The organism is Bradyrhizobium sp. NAS80.1 (assembly GCF_001908205.1).
Classification (GTDB): domain Bacteria; phylum Pseudomonadota; class Alphaproteobacteria; order Rhizobiales; family Xanthobacteraceae; genus Bradyrhizobium.
Genome location: NZ_LGHL01000096.1, coordinates 1 through 19,760, shown reverse-complemented (window position 1 = coordinate 19,760; position 19,760 = coordinate 1). Strand labels below are relative to the sequence as shown.

Here is a 19,760-nt window from a genome sequence, read left to right as displayed (position 1 = left end):
CGTCATTCCGCCCTACGATACGAGACCTACATCCTTTACGAGGTCTATATCGCGCCCGGGCTGATGGCGATGATCCAGCTCTTCAACGGCATGCAGTCCTCGCTCTCGATGGTCTATGACCGCGAGATGGGCAATATGCGTACGTTGCTGGTGAGCCCGCTGCCGCGCGGGTTCCTGCTGTTCTGCAAGCTGCTCGCGGGCACCGCAGTGTCGTTGCTCCAGGTCTATGCGTTCCTGCTGATCGCCTGGTTCTGGGACATCACGCCGCCGCCGTCTGGCTATCTCACCGTGCTGCCGGCGCTGATCCTGTCCGGGCTGATGCTGGGCTCGCTCGGGATGCTGATCTCCTCCGGAATCAAGCAGCTGGAAAACTTCGCCGGTGTGATGAACTTCGTGATCTTCCCGATGTTCTTTGCCTCATCGGCGCTCTATCCGCTCTGGCGGGTGCAGGAAGGCAGTCCCTATCTCTATTATGTCTGCCAGGCCAATCCGTTCACCCATGCGGTCGAGCTGATCCGCTTCGCGCTGTACGGACAGGTCAACTGGATTTCGCTGGCGGTGGTGGCTGGCTGCACGATCGTCTTCATGATCGGGGCGATCTATGCCTATGATCCCTCGCGCGGGCTGGCGCGACGCGGGCCCGCAGGAGGCGAAGGATGAGATCAGCGATCGCGACCATGGCCGCTTTCCTATCGACCTTTGCGCTCGCGCTGTCGGGCACGGCCACTGGGGCGGCGGATCCGCGCTATCCCGACTGGCCCTGCACGCAGGCCAAGGTACCGGACATCTCGCTCGCCGCCGTCTGGGCGGGACCGGCGCTCGACGACGCTGAGACCAAGTGGAGGGACGATGCGAAAATCAGCGCGCTGGTCTCAAAACTGGCGGCGCGCAAGACGCCGCTGGACGAGGCCGAGAAGTCCGTGAAGGAATTTCTGGCCGGCTTCGCGGCCGACAAGACCGCGAACGCCAAACTCCTGTTCGCGGGCCTGTTCGACACGCTCAATGCCCAGCGCTCCCAGGTCATGAACGGGCTCGAACGTGTCAGCCGCAAGCAGCGCGACGCCGCCGACAGGATCCGCGAGGAGACCATTCAGCTCCAGGCCCTCCAGGACGCAACGCCGCGCGACGACACCAAGGTCGAAGCGCTCAGCAACCAGTTGATCTGGGAGACCCGCATTTTCGAGGACCGCCGCAAGGTGGTGCGATTCGTCTGCGAGGTTCCGACTACGATCGACCAGCGCCTGTTCGCGCTCGGACGCGTGATTCAACAGGAAATGGAATAGCGTCAGCCTCGCTGACGGCTCACGAAAAGTTCCCGGATCGGCCCAGGGATCGTTAACCTTTTGCCGCGCTATCTGCCGGAACCAAATCGATCTAGGGTGGCTTGTCGAAGTGAACTCCAAGACGTCGGGAGGCCTCGATGGGAACAGCAAAATTCATCTTCGCGGGCACTGCGGCCCTCAGCATGTTCGCAACCGCCGCTTTCGCTGACGACATGACCGGAATGGTCACGCGGATTGATCGGCTCAATAACACGATCGCGATCCAGGAGATGCAGAAGGGTACGATCGGCAACAGCACAGGCGGCGCCGGTGCGCTCCAGGAGTACAAGGCCAAGGACGCCGCAATGCTGGAGGCCGTCCATGCCGGCGACAGGGTGACCTATTCTGCGACCGACAACAACGGTACGGGCACTCTGACCAAGCTGCAGAAGCAGTAGCGCTGGGGTTCTCAGTCTCATTGCGGCCATCCTTCGAGACGCCCGCCTTTGGCGGGCTCCTCAGGATGAGGTCTGGTTTCGCGACGAAATGTTAGACCCTCATGGTGAGGAGACCGCGAAGCGGTCGACTCGAACCACAAGGACATCGCTGACGCGGCTTGGTTCAATCAGCTCATTGTTCAGGGCGCGGCTCCGGCTGCGCCTCGTCGGTGGGAAGCTTGGCGTGCTCCCAGCCATCGGTCCCCTCCGGATACCAGGCGACGTTGGAATAGCCGTAACCCAGCGCGCGCCTGGCGGCGTTCCACGACATCCAGCAATCAGCGAGGCAATAGATCACGAGGAGCGCGGCCTTGTCGCCGCGCGACGCGCGCGCGAGGCCGCGCTGGAAATAATCGTCCATGGCGGGCGGCAGCGTGCCGTAGCCGGTGTCCGGCAACCAGATGCTGCCCGGAATGTCCTTGCGCGGGATATCGCGCCAGATGGTGCCTTCGGGCAGGTTCTTCGGCTTCGGAGGCCGCGGCAGCACGTCGATGAAGGCGCCGCGCTTCGCGCGCCAGATCGCTACTGCTTCTTCCGTCGTGAGCACGCGCGCGCCGGCGAGCGTCGCCGGCACCGGCGCGCGGTAATTGTCGGTGCGATAACCCTCGAGCTCGAATGGCTCGTGCTGCCGTGCCAAGTTCTGTTGCGCCAAGCCCGGCGCCGTCAGCACGGCGGTGACGAGCGCAGCGGCAAGAGGCCGCCTCATGGCGTCTTCTTGGCCGTCTCCGCGCCAAGCGGCCGATCACTCTCGTCGAGCAGCGGTACGCCGTACTCGAACAGGATCTTGTTGATCTCGCCCTGGTTCTCCTGGATCAGCTTGTTGAGCTGCCGCTTCCAGTTCTGGTCGGCGGCACGCACGCCCATGCCGATGCGATAGACCAGCTTCGGCCCCGTGGTTTCCTTCACCAGCGGCGTGACATGAAGCGAAGAACCGGCCTTCTTCGCATAGAAGCCCGCCATCGGTCCCCACAGCACGCCGGCATCGATCTTGCCGGCTACGAGGTCGTCGATCATGGCCTGCGCCGAATTGTCGAAGCGGGTGTCGATCATTAGCGGGTAAGGCTTCGCATCGCTCATCAGCCCGGCGATCGCCATGTTGGTCGCCGGCGGCGTGCCGGCGACGATGCCGACATGCTTGCCCTTCAACCTCGGATCCTCGAGCGTATCGACGTCCTCAAGCCCGCTGCCTGCCTTCGCGACCAGCGCATAGGTCGTGCGGTAGTAGGGATTGGTACCCTGCACGAGATCGTCACCTTGCGGGAAGCCCATGATGACGTCGCAGCGATGCGAGCCCAACGTCATGCGCACGAAGCCGGTGGCCTGCGGGAAGAAGACGTAGTCGAGCTTCTTCTGCAGCTTGTCCGCAAACAATTCGGCAAGCTTGTTCTCGAACCCCTCGCCCTTCTCGTTCGAGAACGGCAGATTGCGCGGGTCGGCGCAGACGCGCAGCACCTTGGGATCGACCAGTTCGAAGGAAAGGTCGCCACTATCATTCGTCTGCGCCACGACGACGTCACCGAACGCGCAGGACGCAGCCAGGACCCATAGTGAAATCAACCAGCGACGATGTCGTCCGGCCTCCGTCATCGCGCTTCCTCCATATTTTGTTCGAATGCTATCCATGCAACGCATGACGCGCCATGTTTGGCCAAACTTTGCGCTAGCTTCATTTTGCTGCAGTGCAAGGCAGCAAACCCTTTTAACTGAGGCGGAAAAGTGTCTCGCATCGCTCTAGTGATCACAGCCTTGTCCCTGCTGGGGATAGCGACGCTAGCACGCGCCGGGGCGGCCGAATTGCCTGTGAGCGAAGTCGCGCCGGGAATCTTCCTACACTCCGGGACCATCGCCCTGATGACCCACGAGAACGGGGGGCGACATCGCTAATGTCGGCTTCATCGTCGGCGAGAATGCGGTGGCGGTGATCGACACCGGCGGCAGCCTCCGCGGAGGCGAGGCGCTGCTGGCGGCCGTGCGGGCTCGCACCAGCAAACCGATCCGCTACGTCATCAATACCCACGGCCATCCCGATCATGTCTTCGGCAACGGCGCGTTCGTTGCGGAAGGAACCAGCTTCGTCGGCCACAGCAAGCTGCCGCAGGCGCTGGCGACGCGCGGGCCCTACTATCTCGACAATTTTCGTCGCATCATGGGCAGCGATCTGATCGATCCCGTGAAGATCGTGCCGCCGACCCTGCTCGTCACGGACACGCTGACGCTGGATCTCGGATCGCGCCGCCTCGCCTTGCGGGCCTGGTCCCCCGGGCACAGCGACAGCGATTTGACCGTGTTCGACGAGACGACGAAAACGCTGTTCGCCGGCGACCTCGTCTTCCTCCGCCATGTCCCGGTGATGGACGGCAGCATTCGCGGCTGGCTCGGCACGCTCAAGGAACTCGAGAGCATCCCGGCGCAGCGCGTCGTTCCCGGTCACGGCCCCGTGAGCGAATGGCCTGGAGCGTTGGCCAATGAACGGCGGTATCTCATGGCGCTGCTCGCCGATGTCCGGGCGTCGAACAAGAAAGGCGAGCCGATCCGGACCGTCGCGGACAAGGCGGCCGCGTCGGAACGACCGCACTGGGAGCTGTTCGACGATTACAACGCCCGCAACGCAACCGCAGCATTTTCGGAAATTGAATGGGAATAGCGGGCGCGCTACGCTGGTTGGGATCGGCTTCGCTGACTCCGGGGATCAGCTACGCTGACCCGGACCGCGTCGTCCGTGCGGGACCATGACCATGATGGGATATACACGCCGTCTGACCTTGATCGCCGCACTGCTCGGCATCGTTGCTGTGCCGGCAAGTGCCGAAGAGGCCTACGATCCCTGGCCGGGCCTGGTGCAGGACATCTTCAGCAACCGTCCGATGAACGACGGCGGCAACGTCATCGGCATCGAGATGCCTTACCGCGCAGAGGACGCGGCCATCGTGCCGGTGACCTTGCGCAGCAAGTTGTCGCCGGGCGATGCCCGCCGCATCCGCTCGATTACGCTAGTGATCGACCGTAACCCGGCGCCGATGGCGGCGAAGTTCGAGCTCGGACCGGATGCCAACGTCACGGAAATCTCCACGCGCGTGCGTGTCAACAACTACACCGACGTCCATGCGGTCGCCGAGCTCAGCGACGGCCGGCTCTATGTCTCCAAGACCTATGTGAAGGCCTCCGGCGGCTGCTCGGCGCCGGCAGCAAAGAATGCCGAGGAGGCGCAGAACCGGCTCGGCAAGATGCGCTACCGGCAATTCGCGCGTGAGGAGGCGCCCGCCAGCCGCGTGCGCGAAGCGCAGATCATGATCGGCCATCCCAACAATTCGGGCCTGCAGATGGACCAGGTCACGCAGCTCTATATTCCCGCCTTCTTCATCAACCAGCTGAAGCTGACGCAGGACGACAGCCCCGTGCTGTCGATGGAAGGCGGCATCTCGATCTCGGAAGATCCCAATCTGCGCTTCACCTATGTGTCGAACGGCGCCAAGCGTTTCCGCGCCGAGGCGAAGGACACGGATGGGCATGTGTTCCGCAACGAGTGGGATGTGGAGAAGCCGGGGACGTAAGACACGCCACCTGCGCTGATGCCTCCTCTGTCACATGCCACTCCCTCCGCCTCCGCCACCTCCGCCTCCGCCACCGCCGCCACCACCAGCTTGTCGGGAGGCATCGAGGTCTCTGTCTGAGCGACCGGGTGCGCCAGCCGGGTAACCGTAAGCACCCGGATAGCCCCTGTTCGATCCTACTGTTTGCATCTCACGCTGCGGAACGTGGCCGGGGACACTCGAGTGATGTTTCCCGGAAATCATCCTGTGACCAGATGCCTTGCTCGGCACACCCTGCGCAAGCGCGGCTGGTGCTGCCGCGATGAGAGCCGCGGCAGAAAGTGCGATGATCGTCTTCTTCACTTTTCGGTCCTCCCTCGTTGGAACGAAAGAGCCTGCGTGGAGAACCAAAATTATGTCCGCTCGGTGAACCGCCATATCACGCTACGGTGAAAGTGTATCACTTCACCGTAGACACGGTCCGCGCATCGCCTTTGTGTGCGAGCTGGTACAAAAATAAACGCGATTCCGCGCGTGGCAAATATCCTCGATGGGCGGCGTCGCGCGTACCCCGCTCGCGGTGGCACTCCCAAAGGACCCGCTGCCTACCTTGACAACGCGGCCCTATGAACTTGCAAGGGTTCCTTCACCTTGATCCAGGGATACATCCAAGAGGGCTATGGCCGGAGATCGCTTCGCGCTAAAGAGTGAGACCGCCGCTGCTGGGGGCCAAACGGAGATGATCCGATGGGTGTGGCAGGCTGGCGCTTTGCGCATGTGAAGAGAACTCCCCGCGTCCGGGCGGTCATAATCGGCGTGCTGGAGGAGTTGCCGTTTATCTGTCCGGTGGCGGTCGCAATCGGCTCGCTGATCATGATCGGCATCACGCTCTGCAAAGATTGGCCGCAGTGAGGCGGCCCGGCCACCAAAGCGCGCTCAATCATCTACCGAACGATCTGCAACCTTCGCGCCCCTCAATGTGAGCCGTCCAGCATCGAGCACACCGCAGTGCGCGTCTGCTTAGCCCCCAACTGCGGGCGCGAGAGCGGACAATCCTGGACCGCGGCTTCGGGCCGATAGGCGACATAGAGGCAGCCAACCGAGGTGGCTTCAATTGAGGAGGTGCTGACGGAGCTTTTTGATGATCTCCCGCAGGCCGTTCGTGTACTCTTCGATAGCCCGCAGGGCCTCCTCTGAGCGCGAAGGCTTGGATGATCTTGGCTCACCCTGATCTGGTTCGTCGGGCTTGTTCATGGCCCGATAGTTCGGCGAGGGCCAACGGGACCGTTGAGCTAGATCAAATGTGGACCGGTGAACTTTGAAGGCGATGGAAGAGGCCGTGGAGACGCGCGGTGATGACCGATCTCTGGTGTTCATCAGTATTGACTTGATAACGGCTCAACGTTCAGGTGCCCGCCGCAGCGCGGCACAGCTCTGCTACACCGGTGCAGCAGATGATCAATCCCCCACGATTGGAGCGGTATTACTGCACAAGCCGAGCGCGCAGTCGTGTAAATTCGGCATCGCTGATCGACCCTGCCTGTTTTAGCCGATTGAGCTTTTCGATTTCGTCTGAGACGCTGAAACCAATTACTCTCCTGAGTTCATCGCGCGCCTGCTCAGCCTGTTGCACGTTACGCTCCGCCATGCCTCTTCCCTGAAAGATCAGGTATGCAAGCACGACGATGAGTGGAAATACTATCCATCCTATCACCCATAGTGCCTTAACCCAGCCGGAGATGTCGTGGCGCCGGAATAGATCGGAAGCAACGGTAATGAGCAGCCAGAACCACACGATGAGGAAGAATATCGTGAGGGCGTCTAGCAGGAAATTTCGATAGGTGAAGCCCTCTTGAAAGAAGAACATTGCGGCCCTCCCTTGCCTACCACTGATCGTAAGAGCACCAGACTGACCTAATTATTGCCCTTAAAGCGCGATTCCGCTGCCGCTTTTGATTTAGATCAACGCATGTCAGCTTGGGGTAAAAGCAGCGGTCAGCCTGACGATCGTGTGTCGCCCGGCTTCCCACAGACGACATGGCGGTGCTCTTGCGTTGTTCAGCTAAGGGGCCAGAAGCTGTCGGCAAGCCAAGCAAGAGCTCTAATCGCGAAGATGTATGGCTGCACGGACCATCTCGACATTGTCCGCAGCTACAGTCCCATTCGGCAGGTGTAGTCCGTCCTCAAAGCCGATCCTCGTCGAGAGACGAAGGCGCCATGCCTCGCGAACGCACGGCCATGCTCTGCAACAACGGCTTGACCTCGGATCGCACGTCGATGGCGAGACGGTCATGGTCCGGCTCGACCGAGGCGATGGAAACGGGGCTATCGGGGGAAATGCAGCATCGCCTGGCGACCATCGTGATGGTGCTCCTTCCGCAAGACATGCTACATTGAATATTTGATACATGGAATGTCAGCCAGGTCATACATACTGGCCCTTTGACTCCCTATGGTGGAGCAGGCCCAGGCAGCCGCAACCGAAAGGGTAGCGCCATGGCTTATCATCGAATTTCAACAGGTCTCGTTGCCACAGCGCTGCTCGCGCTGTCGTTTCAGGGCTTGCGGGCGGAGACCGCACCTGAGGTCACCGAGGAAGTCGATTTCACGATCTCCTGCGGGCCGACGTCACAACAGGCATTCAAGCACGCGGTTTGGACCCTGCATTCATTCTGGTACCCCGAGGCGTTAAAGCAGTTCAACGCGATCGCCGTGTCCGAGCCCGGCTGCGCGATGGCGTATTGGGGCATCGCGATGAGTCATTGGTATCCACTGTGGTATCCCCCGTCGCCCGGCGCGCTTAAGGCCGGCTCCGAAGCAATTGCCAAGGCGATGGCGGCCCCGACCCAGACGCCGCGCGAGGCGGATTACATCGCGGCGATCGCCGCCTTCTATCGCGACAATGACAAGCTCAGCCATCAGGCTCGCGCGATCGCCTACGAAAAGGCGATGCAGCAGGTGTATGAACGCTATCCGGACGACCGAGAGGCCGCGGTGTTCTATGCCCTGGCGCTGAACGCCAGTGCGCTCAAGACTGACAAGACCTTCGCCAAGCAGACAAGGGCGGCCGATATCCTCAACAAGATCTGGAAGGAGGCGCCGAACCACCCTGGCGTCGTGCATTACCTGATCCATAGCGACGACTCGCCGCAATTCGCCGCGGCGGGGCTGGATGCCGCGATCTGCTATGCCAAGGTCGCACCCGACGTGCCACACGCGCTGCACATGCCGTCGCACATCTTCACCCGGCTCGGCATGTGGCAGCAGTCGATCGACTCGAATCTCGCCGCTCACACCGCTGCGCTCAATTATGTGCGTGCGAGCCGCGGGCCGGGGAGTTACGACCTGGAAACCCTGCACACGATGGACTATCTCGAATACGCCTATCTGCAGATCGCGCAAGATGGCCCGGCCAAAGAGGTGGTCGACAAACTTGCCGGCTTCCGCGAGATCGATGCTGCAAATCTTGCCGGGGCTTACGCTGTCGCCGCGATCCCGGTTCGTTATGTGCTCGAGCGCCACGACTGGCCGGCCGCGGCCGCGCTGAGCGAGCCGGCGATCGGCTTTCCGCTCGAGCGCTTTCCGTGGGCAGAAGCGATGATTGTCTATGCCCGCGCGCTGGGCGATGCGAAGACAGGAAACATCGCCGGCGCCGAGACGGAGGTTGATCGCCTCCAATTGCTTGAAGACAAGCTGAAGGGGAACGACAGCTATTGGGCCAGCCAGGTCGAGGTCCAGCATTTGGCGGCCGCCGGCATCCTGGCCCACGCCCGAGGCGACGACAAGAACGCCATCTCGCTGTTGCGGGCCGCAGTCGATCTGGACACCACGATGGACAAGCACCCGGCCACCCCGTCCTCGGTGCTGCCGGCGCGCGAGCTATTGGCCGATCTGTTACTCGAACTCAACCAGCCGGCGGCTGCCCTGATCGAGTACCAGGCGATGTTGAGTACCGATCCCAATCGTTTCCGCAGCCTTCTCGGCAAGGCTCGGGCCGCGAAGCAGACGGGTGATTCCGTGACGGCTCACGACGCCTACCGGAAACTTGTGGCGCTGAGCAAGCCGGTCGGTCCGACGCGTCCCGAACTGGCCGAGGCCACGTCCTATCTAACGAACTGACTGCGGGGCTTTCGCCGCACGTCGGCTCAGGGTCCATAAGCCATAGGCAGCGTCAGAAACACCTCACCTCGGCTTCCGCCTGCGCGCGGCGCAGATCGTTCACGGCGGAATTCGCCTGCTCCGACGTGCGGAACTGGACGCCGAGATTACCGCGAACCTGGGACATGCTGAGCGCGGTTTCCGCGGTGACGTAGCGGTCATAGGGCACGATCGAGGCGACCACGTCGATGGAGCAGGAACATTGCTCGATCGACTGCCGCGTCTCGCCATTGGCTTTCATGCAGCCATAGACGTATTCCGCGCGCGCCGAGGTCGGGTAGTCGTTGGCCTCCTCGGCCCGCGCCACGCATGCGGTCGCGGCCCATACCGCCAATGCGGCGACAATCGGTCGTAGCTGTCCCGCCTGATTCATGAGCGTCCTCCCGCTGGTTGCGACGGAAGCTAAGCTATGCGTATTGTCCTGAAAAGGACCCCCTTCGAGGAAACGGCTCACAAGGTGATGAGAGCACTTGGTCGAACATTGGCGCTTGCGGCGACCCTGGCGCTGACGCTGGCCGCACCAGGCCGCGCCGCGGATACCATTCGTCTTGCGGTGCAGAAAACCGGAACATTCTCCTGGGAGCTGGCCGCAATCCGCGCCGGCGGCCTCGACAAGGAGGCCGACCTGTCGCTCGATGTCACCGAGCTTGCTAGCCCCGAGGCCGGCAAGATCGCTCTGCGCGCTGGCAATGCCGACATCATCCTGTCCGACTGGCTGTGGGTGTCGCGCGAGCGCGCGCTGGGCGCCAAGCTCACCTTCTATCCCTATTCCAGCGCGCTCGGCGCGGTGATGGTGCCGGCGGCGTCGCCGATCAAGACGCTCGCCGACCTCAGGGGCCGCAAGCTCGCCGTCGGCGGCGGACCGATCGACAAGAGCTGGCTGCTGCTCCAGGCGCGAGTGAAGCAGGACGGCATCGACCTGAAGTCGGATGCGACCATCGTCTATGGCGCGCCGCCCCTGATCGCGGCCAAGGCGCTCGACGGCGAGATGGATGCGAGCCTCAACTTCTGGAACTTCTGCGCGCAGCTCGAGGCCAAGGGCTTTCGCCGCCTCACCGGCATCGAGGACATCCTGCCGAAGCTGGGCGCCAAGGGAGCCGTCTCCGCGGTCGGCTATGTCTTCGACGAGGGCTGGGCTGCGAGCCATCGCAATGCGGTGGCGCGCTTCATCGCGATGACCCGCAAGGCCAAGCAGTTGCTGGTGACCTCGGACGCGGCCTGGGACAAGATCGCGCCTCTCACCGGCGCGACCGATCCCACCATGCTCAAGACCTATCGCGACCGCTATCGCGACGGCATTCCGCGCCGGAGCATCGACGACGAGGAAAAGGACGCGCGCGTGCTCTACCGCGTGCTGGCCGAGATCGGCGGCCGCGACCTGGTCGGGCCTGCAGCCGAGCTCGATCCCGGCACGTTCTATCACGCTGTGCCTGGAGACTGAGGTGCTGCGTCTCTTCTCGTTCGCCCTGTTTCTTGCGATCTGGTGGATTGCAGCGCTGCTCGTCGGCGGTGCAAAACTGCCCTCCCCGCCTGCCGTGCTCCAGGTGATGATCGCGGAGGCATCGAGCGGCGCGCTGTTCCTGCACCTCGGGGCGACGCTGGCGCGCGTCGCGCTCGCCTTCGTGCTGGCGATGTCGCTCGGCAGCGCCATCGGCTATCTGATGGGACGGGTGAAGCTCGCCGACCGGCTCGGCGATCCATGGCTGATCCTGCTGCTCAACCTGCCGGCGCTGGTCGTGATCGTTCTGGCCTATATCTGGGCCGGTCTCACCGAGGCCGCCGCGATCACAGCGATCGCCATCAACAAGCTGCCAACCGCGATCGTCACCCTGCGCGAAGGCACCCGCGCGCTCGATCGTTCGCTCGACGAGATGGCGACCGTGTTCGCGATGCCGCGCTGGCGCGCGTTCCGCCATGTCGTGCTGCCGCAGCTTTCGCCCTATATCGCCGCATCTGCCCGCTCCGGACTGTCACTGGTGTGGAAGATCGTGCTGGTCGCCGAACTCCTGGGACGGCCGAACGGCGTCGGCTTCGAGATCGGCGTCGCCTTCCAATTGTTCGATACGCCGCGGCTGCTCGCCTATTCGCTGACATTCGCCGCCGTCGTGCTCGTGATCGAAACCTTGCTGGTGCAACCGTTCGAAGCCCGCGCAACACGGTGGCGGCCCCGTGCGGCTTGAAGTCGATATCACAGGCAAGACGTTCAGGAGCGCTGCGGGCGGAACGCACGAGGTGCTCGCGCCGCTCAAATTCGCGGTTTGCCCCGGCGAGGTCGGTGTGCTCATCGGTCCGTCCGGCTGCGGCAAGAGCACGATGCTGCGCATCATCCTCGGCCTCGATAGCGATTTCCAGGGCCGCATCTCGCGCCCGCCGCAGGCTCGGATAGGCATGGTGTTCCAGGAGCCGCGACTGTTGCCGTGGCGCTCGGTCGAGCAGAATGTGCGGCTCGCGGCCCCCGACGTCACCGACGCGAAGCTGTCCGAGCTGTTCAGGATCCTGGAGCTGGAAGCGCATCGCAGCCACTTCCCCGGCGAATTGTCCCTGGGCCTCGCCCGCCGCGTCGCGCTGGCCCGGGCCTTTGCCGTTGAGCCCGATCTGCTCGTGCTCGACGAGCCCCTCGCCTCGCTCGACGACGCGCTCGCCGGCCGCCTGCGCGACGAGATCGCAACGCTGGTCGCAAGCCGCCCGGTCATGACGCTGCTCGTCACCCACAGCCTCGACGATGCGATCCGCCTCGGCGACCGCCTGTTCTTCCTGTCGCCGCGGCCGGCGCGGATCGTGCACGAGGTGCCGATCGCCATCCCGCGCGACGCACGCGGCGACGCCGAGATTGCCGCAATCAAGGCCAGCCTCGTCCAGCGGACCCAAAACGGACAAGATGGCGAACATGGCGGTGAACGCGCCAGTCGGGATATCTCATAGTCAGCGACGACAGGCGCGTGCTAAACAGGCCGGCAGCGGAGTTGATGATGAAGCGAACGGTCGCTGTGACGACACTTGGCCTCGTTGTTGTCGCGATGACTGCGAGCGCACAGGATATGATGCGCGATGTCGACCTGTCCTCGCCCGCGATGGTTTCGGCTGAACTGAGCCGGCAGGAGGTCGAAGCGGTGCTGGCCAAGGCAAGCGCTGCCGCGCCGGCCGATTTCACCGGCAAGCGGCTGTCGGGACTCGACCTCTCGGGGCTGGACCTTTCCAACGCAATCTTCCGCGCAGCGCGTCTCAACAAGGCCAGGCTCGCCGGCACACTGCTCGATCATGCAGTCCTCGATCAAGCGTGGCTCCTGGACGCCGACCTCACAGGCGCAAACCTGAAGGGCGCCAACCTGTTCGCCTCGCAGATGGCACGCGCCCGTCTCGACGGCGCGGATCTGACAGGGGCACGCATCGCCGCCGATCTCACCGGCGCAAGCCTGATCGGCGCCTCGATCGCGGACGCGCATCTGGGGGCCGACATGCGCAACCAGTCGATGGGTCTGATGCGCGCAGTGTTGCGATCGGCCAATTTGGCCGGGATCAATGCGCGCAACGCCGACCTGTCGCGCGTCGATCTCGAATTTGCGTCCCTCAAGGGTGCAGATTTGAGCGGCGCATCGCTCAAGAACGCCCAGCTTGCCGGAGCCGACCTGACCGGCGCGACCGTCATCGATGCCGATTTCGAGGGTGCAGATCTCGCCTCGGCAAAGCTGATCGCTCCGGTCGGCCTTGACCGGGCCAAGAATTTCGACAAGGCAAAGAACCGCGAACGCCTGATCACGGAATGACGGCATTTGCTTTGGGAGGACTGGCTGATGCGTTGGGTTCTGGCTGTAATCGCGTTGTTGGCGTGTGCCGGCGAAGCCGCCGCGCAGAGCAAGGGCAAGGGCATCCGGCTCTGGAATCTGACCTCAGAGACCATTTCCGGCTTCCAGCTCGCACCGGCCGGCAAGACCGACTGGGGTCCGAACCAGACCCTGAACGACAAGGACAAGGAGGTCGACCACGACGAGCGGCTGCGCATCACCGGCGTTGAACCCGGCCGCTACGACGCCAAGGTCAGCTATCCCAATTCCCGGCAGTGCATCGTCCGAGACATCGAGATCAAGGCGGATGCGGTGTTCTCGGTCGCCGACAAGGACCTGAAGGACTGCACCAAGTAGCGCGACAACTCAGGCAGCGGGCTTTGCGCCCGCTGCCTCCGCCCGGTCGTTGCTGTGCGGATATTGGCAGCGCCATCGCACGGCCTGCCACTTCGGATGCTCGCCAATCCATTGCGCGATATAGGGCGGCGCCGCCATGGCACACTGCGCCGGCGAACCCCCATAGGCAAATACCAGATGCTGCTCCTCGCAGGTGGTCGGTGAGAGCACGGCGCAGACAGTCACAATCAGATCGATCGGATTCATGCGTGAAATCCTCGCGGGCGTTCTCAAGAGATAACATAAGGGCTACGGCCACAGCAGCCGGAAGTTTCAAACCGGCGTGAAGAAGCGGGAACCTGGCGGCCATGGCCTCTCACCCAAGCGCGCCGACCTTTGCCTGAGTTAGCTGAGGTGAACCCGGCGCCTTGCCGTCAGTTCATTTCGTCAATAAGCTGGTTCCTCACAACTGCTAACAGGCTGATGGCTCTCACGGAAACCTCTTGGCGCGGCGTCGCGGTCGCTGTGTGCTTGCTGGCGCTCATCACCGGCACCTTGGCCATCACGGGTCAAGCCCGGCGCGCAGTTGCGGAACCGTCGCAGCCGAACACCTCGAATTCAGGCCGCAGCGAGCCTTCCCGCACCGCAAACAGCGACCAGGCGGTGGTCAAGCTTACGCCCAGCCAGCAGGGACAGATCGCACTCGAAACCGCCATTGTGGAAGCGGCTCCGCATCCAGAGCAATTCCGCGCATATGGCGCAGTGCTCGACATCTCCCGCATTACGGAGCTCACCAACAGCTACGCCAATGCGCAGGCTCAGCTCCAGACGGCACAGGCCAAGCTCGAAGTCGCGAAGAGCGCATTCGAGCGAACGAAGAATCTCGTTGAATCCGCAGCGCTCCCAAAAAAGGAAGCTGAAACCGCAGAGGGAACGTTGCGGACCGACAAGGCCGCGCTCGCCGCTGCGGAGTCGCAGCTCAGGACTCTCGCGGCAACGGCACAACAGGAATGGGGGCCGGTGATCGGCCGCGGAATCGTCGAGCGCTCGCCCGCCGTTGTGAGGCTGATCGAACGCGATCAGTTTCTGGTTCAGGTGACGCTGCCGCCCGGCGTGACCGTCACGGGGACTCCGGGAGCAGCACTGGCACAAGCGCCGACGCGAAATGCGAATATCGATCTCGAGTACATCTCCCCGGCAACACGCACAGACCCTCGTATTCAGGGACTGAGCTATTTCTTCTCCGCACCTGGCGATAGCGGTCTGCTGCCCGGCATGAACACCATTGTTTATGTGCCGTCAGGCAACACTTACGAGGGCGTGTTCATCGAGGATACCGCGATTGTGCGATGGCAGGGTCGATCGTGGGTTTACCTGCGCGTGAGCCCCGATAGCTTCCGACGGCATCCGATCAGTACGGATCAACCGGTCTCGGATGATGACTACGTTGTCCGAAACATCCCATCGGGGTCCGAAATTGTAATCCGGGGCGCGCAGGTCTTGTTGTCCGAAGAGGCCAAGAGCGAGCTTCGGAGCGGCGATGACAATGACTGATGGCATCGGCCCCAACAGGTCAGGACCGCAAGCTGCTCTCGTCGCGTTCGCCATCCGCTTTCGCGGCGTCGTGCTCGCGCTTTCGTTCGCACTGCTGGGCTACGGCCTGTTCACGCTCGGCGAAGCCAAATACGGGGTCTTCCCCGAATTCGCGCCGCCACAGGTCACGATCCAGACTGAAGCTCCCGGCCTCAGCCCGGAGCATGTCGAGATTCTGGTCACGCAACCGATCGAAACATCGATCAACGGCTTGGCCGGCGTCGAAAGCCTGCGCTCGTCGTCGATCCAAGGTCTCTCCGTAGTGACAGTCATCTTTCAGCCGCGCAGCGATATCTACCGTGCGCGCCAATTGGTGACGGAGCGTCTCGCGGTCGTGGCCGCGCGGCTGCCGCAAGGCGTTCAGCCGCCGTCGATGACACCGTTGACCCCGCTGGCCGGCACCGTTCTGGTCATTGGCCTGACCTCCAACCAACGTTCGCTGATGGATTTGCGCACCATTGCGGACTGGACCGTGGCGAGACGACTTCTGGCCGTACAGGGCGTGGCACAAGTATCCACTTACGGCAAAGATGTCAGATCTCTGCAAGTTCAAGTCCGCCCGGACGATTTGATCCGGTTTCGGGTCGGCCTGAATGACGTACTGACCGCCGCGCGCAAGGCCACCGGCGTACGGGGCGCCGGATTCATCGATACCGCCAATCAGCGCATCACGCTGCAAACCCAAGGGCAGTCTTTGACGCCCGACCAGCTTGCCCGCACGGTCCTTCTGCACGAAGGCGGCGCAAGCGTGGTCCTCGGCGACGTTGCCACCATCGTGACCGCTCCCGAGCCACCAATCGGGGCCGCCCTCATCGACGGCGTGCCCGGCATCATGCTCATGGTCAGCCAGCAATACGGCGCAAATACGCGAGAGGTCACCACACGGGCGGAAGCCGCACTGCAAGAACTGCGACCTGGCCTCGAAGCCGACGGGGTTCAACTCCATGCGGACATATTTCGCCCTGCCAATTTCATCGACGCAGCCACTGAGAACGTGCTCAACGCCTTGTTGATCGGTGGGGCGCTCGTGGTCGTCGTTCTGTTTCTATTTCTGTTTGACTGGCGCACCTCGATCATCAGCTGCACCGCCATCCCCCTATCGTTGATAGCGGCCGTGCTCGCACTGCAATGGATGGGCGAAACTCTCAACACGATGACGCTGGGTGGCCTCGCAATCGCGATCGGCGAAGTGGTTGATGACGCCGTCATCGGCGTCGAGAACGTCGTGCGTCGATTGCGCGACAATCGTCGGGCGACGGCGCCTAAACCCGAGGCTCGCGTCGTGCTCGACGCTTTCCTCGAGGTGCGAAGCGCCGTTGCCTATGCGACGTTTGCGGTGCTGCTGGTCTTCTTTCCAGTCCTGGCGCTTTCAGGCATTGCAGGCCGTCTCTTTGGCCCCTTGGCCATCGCCTACATCTTCGCCGTGCTCGCCTCGCTCGCGGTCGCGCTTACAGTGACGCCGGCGCTCTCCATGCTGCTCCTCATCGGGAGGACCGGCGGACAGCGCGTGCACGAACCACCAGCGGTGCGGTGGTCTCGTCGCCACTACCGAGCCTTGCTGCGTCGCATCGGCCGCTTCCCGAAGCTGGTGATGACGGCGGCCGCGGCCGTCACGATCGCCGGCGCGGCGATGCTCCCTTTCTTTGGCGGGACCTTCCTGCCAGACCTGCGGGAAGGCCACCTGATCCTGCACGTCTCCGCGATCCCCGGCACCTCGCTCGACGAATCCCTTCGTATCGGCAAACTGATGACGGACACGCTCCGACATATCCCGGGCATCCGCAGGGTGGCGCAGCATACAGGCCGAGCCGAGGCCGGCATCGACACGGTTGGTCCTCATTCCAGCGAGTTCGAGATCGACTTGGAGCCAGGGCTCTCGGGTCAGGCACAAACCGCAGCAGAGGCGCGCATCAGGGCCGCATTGGCCGACTTTCCCGGGGTTTCCTTCTCGAGCAAGACCTACTTGACGGAGCGGGTGGAAGAGACCGTCTCCGGCTTCACCGCCGCGGTGGTCATCAACATCTACGGGCCCGATCTCGATTCACTCGAACGCGCTGCGCGCGACGTAGCTCGAGAACTCGACGAAGTCGCTGGCGCCATCGACGTACAGCAACGATCTCCGCCGGGGATGCCACAGGTGAATGTCACGCTTCGCCCGACCGATCTACAGCGCTGGGGGCTCGATGCTATCGAAGTGCTCGAACTGATCCGCACCGCATATCAGGGCGACGTCGTCGGCCAAGGATATGAAGGCAATGCCGTCTTCAATGTCATCGTGATCCTCGACGGGCATGCCCGCGTCCGGCTCGCTCAGATCGGTGACCTGCCGATACGTACGCCGAGCGGAGCTTACATTCTGCTGAAGCAAATCGCTGACGTTTACGAAACCTCGGGCCGTTATCAGATCCAGCACCAGAATGCGCAACGCGTTCAGACCGTAACGGCGAACGTCAGCGGACGCGATCTCGAATCCTTCGTGGCCGCCGCCAAACGCAAGCTGGCCCGCGAGGTCGCTCTTCCGCCCGGCGCTCATGTTGAATTTGCCGGAGCGGCCGAGGCTCAAGCCCGGTCGCGGCGCGATCTCATCGTCAACTCTTTGCTAGCCGGGACGGGTATCGTCATTCTGCTCTCGATGGTTACCGGTCATTGGCGAAATCTGCTGCTGGTGATGATCAACCTACCGTTTGCAATGGTCGGTGGCGTGCTCGCATTAGCGTTGACGGGCGGCCTGCTTTCGCTCGGATCGATGGTCGGCTTCGTCACGCTGTTCGGAATCACACTGCGTAACTCCATCCTCATGATCTCGCACTACGAACACCTCGTCCTCGTCGATGATCGTGTATGGGGACCCGAAACCGCGATCGAGGGCGCTGCTGATCGTCTTGTCCCGATTCTGATGACGTCTCTTGTGACCGGCTTGGGATTGTTGCCTCTCGCGATAGGCGCAGGAGAGCCGGGTCGTGAAATCGAGGGCCCGATGGCGATCGTCATCCTCGGCGGTCTCATGACCTCGATGGCACTTAGTTTGCTGGTTCTGCCTACCCTTGCGCTTCGGTATGCGCGTTTCAAGACCCGTTCCGAGTGAACGCGAGCTACTGACGGCCCAAATCGCATTCGCTGCAAAAGTGGCAGTAACGCTGACCAGGCGGCGCAACACGACGCACAAGCTGACGGCTGAGACTTCGAGCGCGGTTCTCGATCGCTATCGTGGCCCACCGTTAACCGCGACGGCTCTAACGAAGGGGGAAGCCAATTGAACTGCGCCGAACAGGAAAGCGGCGAGAATGGCAGGCCAAACACTGCCACGGCTTCGATAGCATTTCGCCATCGAAGCCGCGGCAGGTTCGCCGGTCTTACTTGCGCGCAGCGCAGGCGTACATGTTGATTTCCATGCCGACCGACACTTCCACGATCTTCGGAGCTTTCCAAGCCATTCGGGGTCTCCCAAGGTATTGAGCGCGACATCGCGCGGGGCAAAACCTAGGGCTGCATCATGCACAGCGCAAGCCTGGAATCGAAGCGCAAACACAGCGAACTGTCGCATTGCGCTCGCGAATTTCCCTCTCGGGCAAATCACCTTCGCTCCCAGTCAAGCGCCACGCACCTCAACGCAACAGCTTCAGCAGAGCGCGGCCGGCGCGCGAATTCAGCTCCTTCGCATCCAGCGTTCCGTCCTTGTCGGGATTCGCTGCATTGAAGCGCTGCTCCACCACGGACAGATATTCCTCGAGCGTGAGAGTGCCATCGTGATCGGGATCGGCAGCGGCGAGTTCTTTCGCCGTTAACCGTCCGCGCAGTTCGCGTACGTCCAGCGTGCCGTCGTGATCGGCATCGAGCTTTGCGAACAGCGCGCTGGCGGCCTTCTTCACCTCGGCGAGATCGAGCGTGCCGTCATTGTCGGTGTCGAACATCTTGACGGCGTTGCCCGATGCCGACCAGGCCGGACCGGACAGCAACGCCAACGTGAGTGCAAGCGCAACAGAGCGACGCGATATCATCGAAACCTCCCTGGTGACACACCCGATTCGAGCAGGATCGAGACAAATTAAGTCCAGAACTGCGCTTGGGTTCAAGGGCGAGTTGATCCGGCTGTTCGCGCGGGGGCGAACATTGACGGAATTCGGGTGGACCACCGGCCGGTGCCGTCGCTTGATTGCAGGTCATGCCGTGCTGCACCAGTGAGGCTGCTCATGATCCGCCCGATTACGATTTCCCTCTGTTGTGTCATTGCGTTGTGCCTCGCCTCGCCCGTCGCGGCGGAGAGCGGCGCGCATCCCAAACCCGTACCAGCGCGACCCGCGGGCACACTGACCGGCAAGGAGCGCCTCGGCCCCAAATGGACCGACGAGCAGCGCATCGACAATTGCAACGTGCCGGAAGACAGGCGTGGAGCCCGGCCGCGACCGACGCTGTGCCCGGACCATCTGATCAACTAGGCCTATCGCGCAATCTTCGCGCTGTGGAATTTGTGCAGCGCATTCGCGCAAGACGAGCAAAATTTCTCGAGGATTACCGCGCGAAGCCTGGCATCTGGCGTCCAACAAATCGGCAACTCGCTTTCGACTTTCATATTGACGACTTTTGCAATCGGGCCGAGTGTTG

Annotated in this window: 22 protein-coding genes and 1 pseudogene; 16 read left to right on the top strand and 7 right to left on the bottom strand. The window is 62.7% G+C overall.

Annotation, left to right across the window (positions count from 1 at the left end; genetic code table 11):
• The 3 genes from AC629_RS21775 to AC629_RS21765 all read left to right on the top strand — a co-directional run.
• On the top strand, positions 1-660 hold a 660-nt coding region (locus AC629_RS21775), incomplete at its 5' end, for an ABC transporter permease (RefSeq protein ID WP_502693046.1).
• Positions 657-1,283, top strand: coding sequence for a hypothetical protein (locus tag AC629_RS21770; RefSeq protein WP_084807034.1), 627 nt, complete (start codon positions 657-659; stop codon positions 1,281-1,283). The genes AC629_RS21775 and AC629_RS21770, both read left to right, overlap by 4 nt.
• A gap of 137 nt (positions 1,284-1,420) precedes the next feature.
• Entirely contained in the window at positions 1,421-1,720 is a 300-nt protein-coding gene (locus tag AC629_RS21765) for a copper-binding protein (RefSeq protein WP_084807033.1), read from the top strand.
• Between the two features lie 172 nt (positions 1,721-1,892).
• Here the strand turns inward: AC629_RS21765 and AC629_RS21760 are convergent, their stop codons facing one another.
• Both AC629_RS21760 and AC629_RS21755 read right to left on the bottom strand, forming a co-directional pair.
• Positions 1,893-2,465, bottom strand: a complete 573-nt coding sequence (locus AC629_RS21760) for a PQQ-dependent catabolism-associated CXXCW motif protein (protein WP_084807032.1) — start codon at positions 2,463-2,465, stop codon at positions 1,893-1,895.
• Positions 2,462-3,346, bottom strand: a complete 885-nt coding sequence (locus AC629_RS21755; protein ID WP_084807031.1) for a substrate-binding domain-containing protein — start codon at positions 3,344-3,346, stop codon at positions 2,462-2,464. The genes AC629_RS21760 and AC629_RS21755 overlap by 4 nt, the downstream gene beginning before the upstream one ends.
• 129 nt (positions 3,347-3,475) lie before the next feature.
• Here AC629_RS21755 and AC629_RS21750 point away from each other — a divergent pair.
• From AC629_RS21750 to AC629_RS46985, 3 genes and pseudogenes are all read left to right on the top strand, one after another.
• Positions 3,476-4,403, top strand: a pseudogene (locus tag AC629_RS21750) (quinoprotein relay system zinc metallohydrolase 2).
• Between the two features lie 91 nt (positions 4,404-4,494).
• Entirely contained in the window at positions 4,495-5,310 is an 816-nt protein-coding gene (locus AC629_RS21745; RefSeq protein WP_084807030.1) for a quinoprotein dehydrogenase-associated SoxYZ-like carrier, read from the top strand.
• A gap of 726 nt (positions 5,311-6,036) precedes the next feature.
• Positions 6,037-6,201 (top strand): hypothetical protein, encoded by a 165-nt coding sequence (locus tag AC629_RS46985; protein ID WP_168195553.1) that lies wholly within the window; start codon positions 6,037-6,039, stop codon positions 6,199-6,201.
• Between the two features lie 571 nt (positions 6,202-6,772).
• Here the strand turns inward: AC629_RS46985 and AC629_RS21735 are convergent.
• Positions 6,773-7,156, bottom strand: coding sequence for an SHOCT domain-containing protein (locus AC629_RS21735; RefSeq protein ID WP_084807028.1), 384 nt, complete (start codon positions 7,154-7,156; stop codon positions 6,773-6,775).
• A 350-nt stretch (positions 7,157-7,506) separates the two neighbouring features.
• Here AC629_RS21735 and AC629_RS48885 point away from each other — a divergent pair, with 350 nt between their 5' ends.
• Positions 7,507-7,686, top strand: coding sequence for a hypothetical protein (locus AC629_RS48885; protein ID WP_084807027.1), 180 nt, complete (start codon positions 7,507-7,509; stop codon positions 7,684-7,686).
• A gap of 99 nt (positions 7,687-7,785) precedes the next feature.
• Complete coding sequence (locus AC629_RS21725) at positions 7,786-9,408, top strand: hypothetical protein (protein WP_084807026.1); 1,623 nt, start codon at positions 7,786-7,788, stop codon at positions 9,406-9,408.
• A gap of 52 nt (positions 9,409-9,460) precedes the next feature.
• Here AC629_RS21725 and AC629_RS21720 read toward each other — a convergent pair whose 3' ends face one another.
• A complete protein-coding gene (locus AC629_RS21720; protein ID WP_084807025.1) occupies positions 9,461-9,820 on the bottom strand; it encodes a hypothetical protein in 360 nt (119 codons plus the stop codon).
• 87 nt (positions 9,821-9,907) lie between these two features.
• Here AC629_RS21720 and AC629_RS21715 point away from each other — a divergent pair, with 87 nt between their 5' ends.
• The 5 genes from AC629_RS21715 to AC629_RS21695 are packed head-to-tail and all read left to right on the top strand — an operon-like array spanning position 9,908 to position 13,586.
• Entirely contained in the window at positions 9,908-10,888 is a 981-nt protein-coding gene (locus AC629_RS21715; RefSeq protein ID WP_168195554.1) for an ABC transporter substrate-binding protein, read from the top strand.
• Position 10,889: 1 nt separating this feature from the next.
• Positions 10,890-11,627: an ABC transporter permease gene (locus AC629_RS21710; RefSeq protein WP_084807023.1), complete on the top strand. Its 738-nt coding sequence runs from the start codon at positions 10,890-10,892 to the stop codon at positions 11,625-11,627.
• The gene (locus AC629_RS21705; protein WP_084807022.1) at positions 11,617-12,369 is read left to right on the top strand and encodes an ABC transporter ATP-binding protein; all 753 of its coding nucleotides are present in this window, start codon (positions 11,617-11,619) and stop codon (positions 12,367-12,369) included. The genes AC629_RS21710 and AC629_RS21705 overlap by 11 nt, the downstream gene beginning before the upstream one ends.
• Before the next feature lie 44 nt (positions 12,370-12,413).
• Positions 12,414-13,211 carry a pentapeptide repeat-containing protein gene (locus AC629_RS21700; RefSeq protein ID WP_084807021.1) on the top strand — a complete coding sequence of 266 codons (798 nt, stop codon included), beginning with the start codon at positions 12,414-12,416 and terminating at the stop codon, positions 13,209-13,211.
• Positions 13,212-13,238: 27 nt separating this feature from the next.
• Complete coding sequence (locus tag AC629_RS21695; protein WP_143199332.1) at positions 13,239-13,586, top strand: hypothetical protein; 348 nt, start codon at positions 13,239-13,241, stop codon at positions 13,584-13,586.
• A gap of 9 nt (positions 13,587-13,595) precedes the next feature.
• On the opposite strand, the gene AC629_RS21690 is transcribed toward AC629_RS21695, so the two are convergent.
• A complete protein-coding gene (locus AC629_RS21690) occupies positions 13,596-13,832 on the bottom strand; it encodes a hypothetical protein (protein WP_084807020.1) in 237 nt (78 codons plus the stop codon).
• Positions 13,833-14,096: 264 nt separating this feature from the next.
• On the opposite strand from AC629_RS21690, the gene AC629_RS21685 reads away from it, so the two are divergent.
• The gene (locus AC629_RS21685) at positions 14,097-15,119 is read left to right on the top strand and encodes an efflux RND transporter periplasmic adaptor subunit (protein WP_502693043.1); all 1,023 of its coding nucleotides are present in this window, start codon (positions 14,097-14,099) and stop codon (positions 15,117-15,119) included.
• The gene (locus tag AC629_RS21680; protein ID WP_084807018.1) at positions 15,112-18,243 is read left to right on the top strand and encodes an efflux RND transporter permease subunit; all 3,132 of its coding nucleotides are present in this window, start codon (positions 15,112-15,114) and stop codon (positions 18,241-18,243) included. The genes AC629_RS21685 and AC629_RS21680 overlap by 8 nt, the downstream gene beginning before the upstream one ends.
• Before the next feature lie 268 nt (positions 18,244-18,511).
• Here AC629_RS21680 and pqqA read toward each other — a convergent pair whose 3' ends face one another.
• Both pqqA and lanM read right to left on the bottom strand, forming a co-directional pair.
• Entirely contained in the window at positions 18,512-18,592 is an 81-nt protein-coding gene (pqqA, locus tag AC629_RS21675) for a pyrroloquinoline quinone precursor peptide PqqA (protein ID WP_084807017.1), read from the bottom strand.
• A 171-nt stretch (positions 18,593-18,763) separates the two neighbouring features.
• A complete protein-coding gene (lanM, locus tag AC629_RS21670; protein ID WP_084807016.1) occupies positions 18,764-19,156 on the bottom strand; it encodes a lanmodulin LanM in 393 nt (130 codons plus the stop codon).
• 192 nt (positions 19,157-19,348) lie between these two features.
• Here lanM and AC629_RS21665 point away from each other — a divergent pair, with 192 nt between their 5' ends.
• On the top strand, positions 19,349-19,594 hold the full coding sequence (locus AC629_RS21665) for a hypothetical protein (protein ID WP_084807035.1): 246 nt from the start codon (positions 19,349-19,351) through the stop codon (positions 19,592-19,594).
• Positions 19,595-19,760 lie beyond the last annotated feature (166 nt).

Excerpts from the sequence above, each read along its gene's own strand:
- AC629_RS21770 (WP_084807034.1), top strand. The coding sequence starts at position 657 with ATGAGATCAGCGATCGCGACCATGGCCGCTTTCCTATCGACCTTTGCG.
- AC629_RS21765 (WP_084807033.1), top strand. The coding sequence starts at position 1,421 with ATGGGAACAGCAAAATTCATCTTCGCGGGCACTGCGGCCCTCAGCATG.
- AC629_RS21760 (WP_084807032.1), bottom strand. The coding sequence starts at position 2,465 with ATGAGGCGGCCTCTTGCCGCTGCGCTCGTCACCGCCGTGCTGACGGCG.
- AC629_RS21755 (WP_084807031.1), bottom strand. The coding sequence starts at position 3,346 with ATGACGGAGGCCGGACGACATCGTCGCTGGTTGATTTCACTATGGGTC.
- AC629_RS21745 (WP_084807030.1), top strand. The coding sequence starts at position 4,495 with ATGATGGGATATACACGCCGTCTGACCTTGATCGCCGCACTGCTCGGC.
- AC629_RS46985 (WP_168195553.1), top strand. The coding sequence starts at position 6,037 with ATGGGTGTGGCAGGCTGGCGCTTTGCGCATGTGAAGAGAACTCCCCGC.
- AC629_RS21735 (WP_084807028.1), bottom strand. The coding sequence starts at position 7,156 with ATGTTCTTCTTTCAAGAGGGCTTCACCTATCGAAATTTCCTGCTAGAC.
- AC629_RS48885 (WP_084807027.1), top strand. The coding sequence starts at position 7,507 with ATGCCTCGCGAACGCACGGCCATGCTCTGCAACAACGGCTTGACCTCG.
- AC629_RS21725 (WP_084807026.1), top strand. The coding sequence starts at position 7,786 with ATGGCTTATCATCGAATTTCAACAGGTCTCGTTGCCACAGCGCTGCTC.
- AC629_RS21720 (WP_084807025.1), bottom strand. The coding sequence starts at position 9,820 with ATGAATCAGGCGGGACAGCTACGACCGATTGTCGCCGCATTGGCGGTA.
- AC629_RS21715 (WP_168195554.1), top strand. The coding sequence starts at position 9,908 with ATGAGAGCACTTGGTCGAACATTGGCGCTTGCGGCGACCCTGGCGCTG.
- AC629_RS21700 (WP_084807021.1), top strand. The coding sequence starts at position 12,414 with ATGATGAAGCGAACGGTCGCTGTGACGACACTTGGCCTCGTTGTTGTC.
- AC629_RS21695 (WP_143199332.1), top strand. The coding sequence starts at position 13,239 with ATGCGTTGGGTTCTGGCTGTAATCGCGTTGTTGGCGTGTGCCGGCGAA.
- AC629_RS21690 (WP_084807020.1), bottom strand. The coding sequence starts at position 13,832 with ATGAATCCGATCGATCTGATTGTGACTGTCTGCGCCGTGCTCTCACCG.
- AC629_RS21680 (WP_084807018.1), top strand. The coding sequence starts at position 15,112 with ATGACTGATGGCATCGGCCCCAACAGGTCAGGACCGCAAGCTGCTCTC.
- pqqA (WP_084807017.1), bottom strand. The coding sequence starts at position 18,592 with ATGGCTTGGAAAGCTCCGAAGATCGTGGAAGTGTCGGTCGGCATGGAA.
- lanM (WP_084807016.1), bottom strand. The coding sequence starts at position 19,156 with ATGATATCGCGTCGCTCTGTTGCGCTTGCACTCACGTTGGCGTTGCTG.
- AC629_RS21665 (WP_084807035.1), top strand. The coding sequence starts at position 19,349 with ATGATCCGCCCGATTACGATTTCCCTCTGTTGTGTCATTGCGTTGTGC.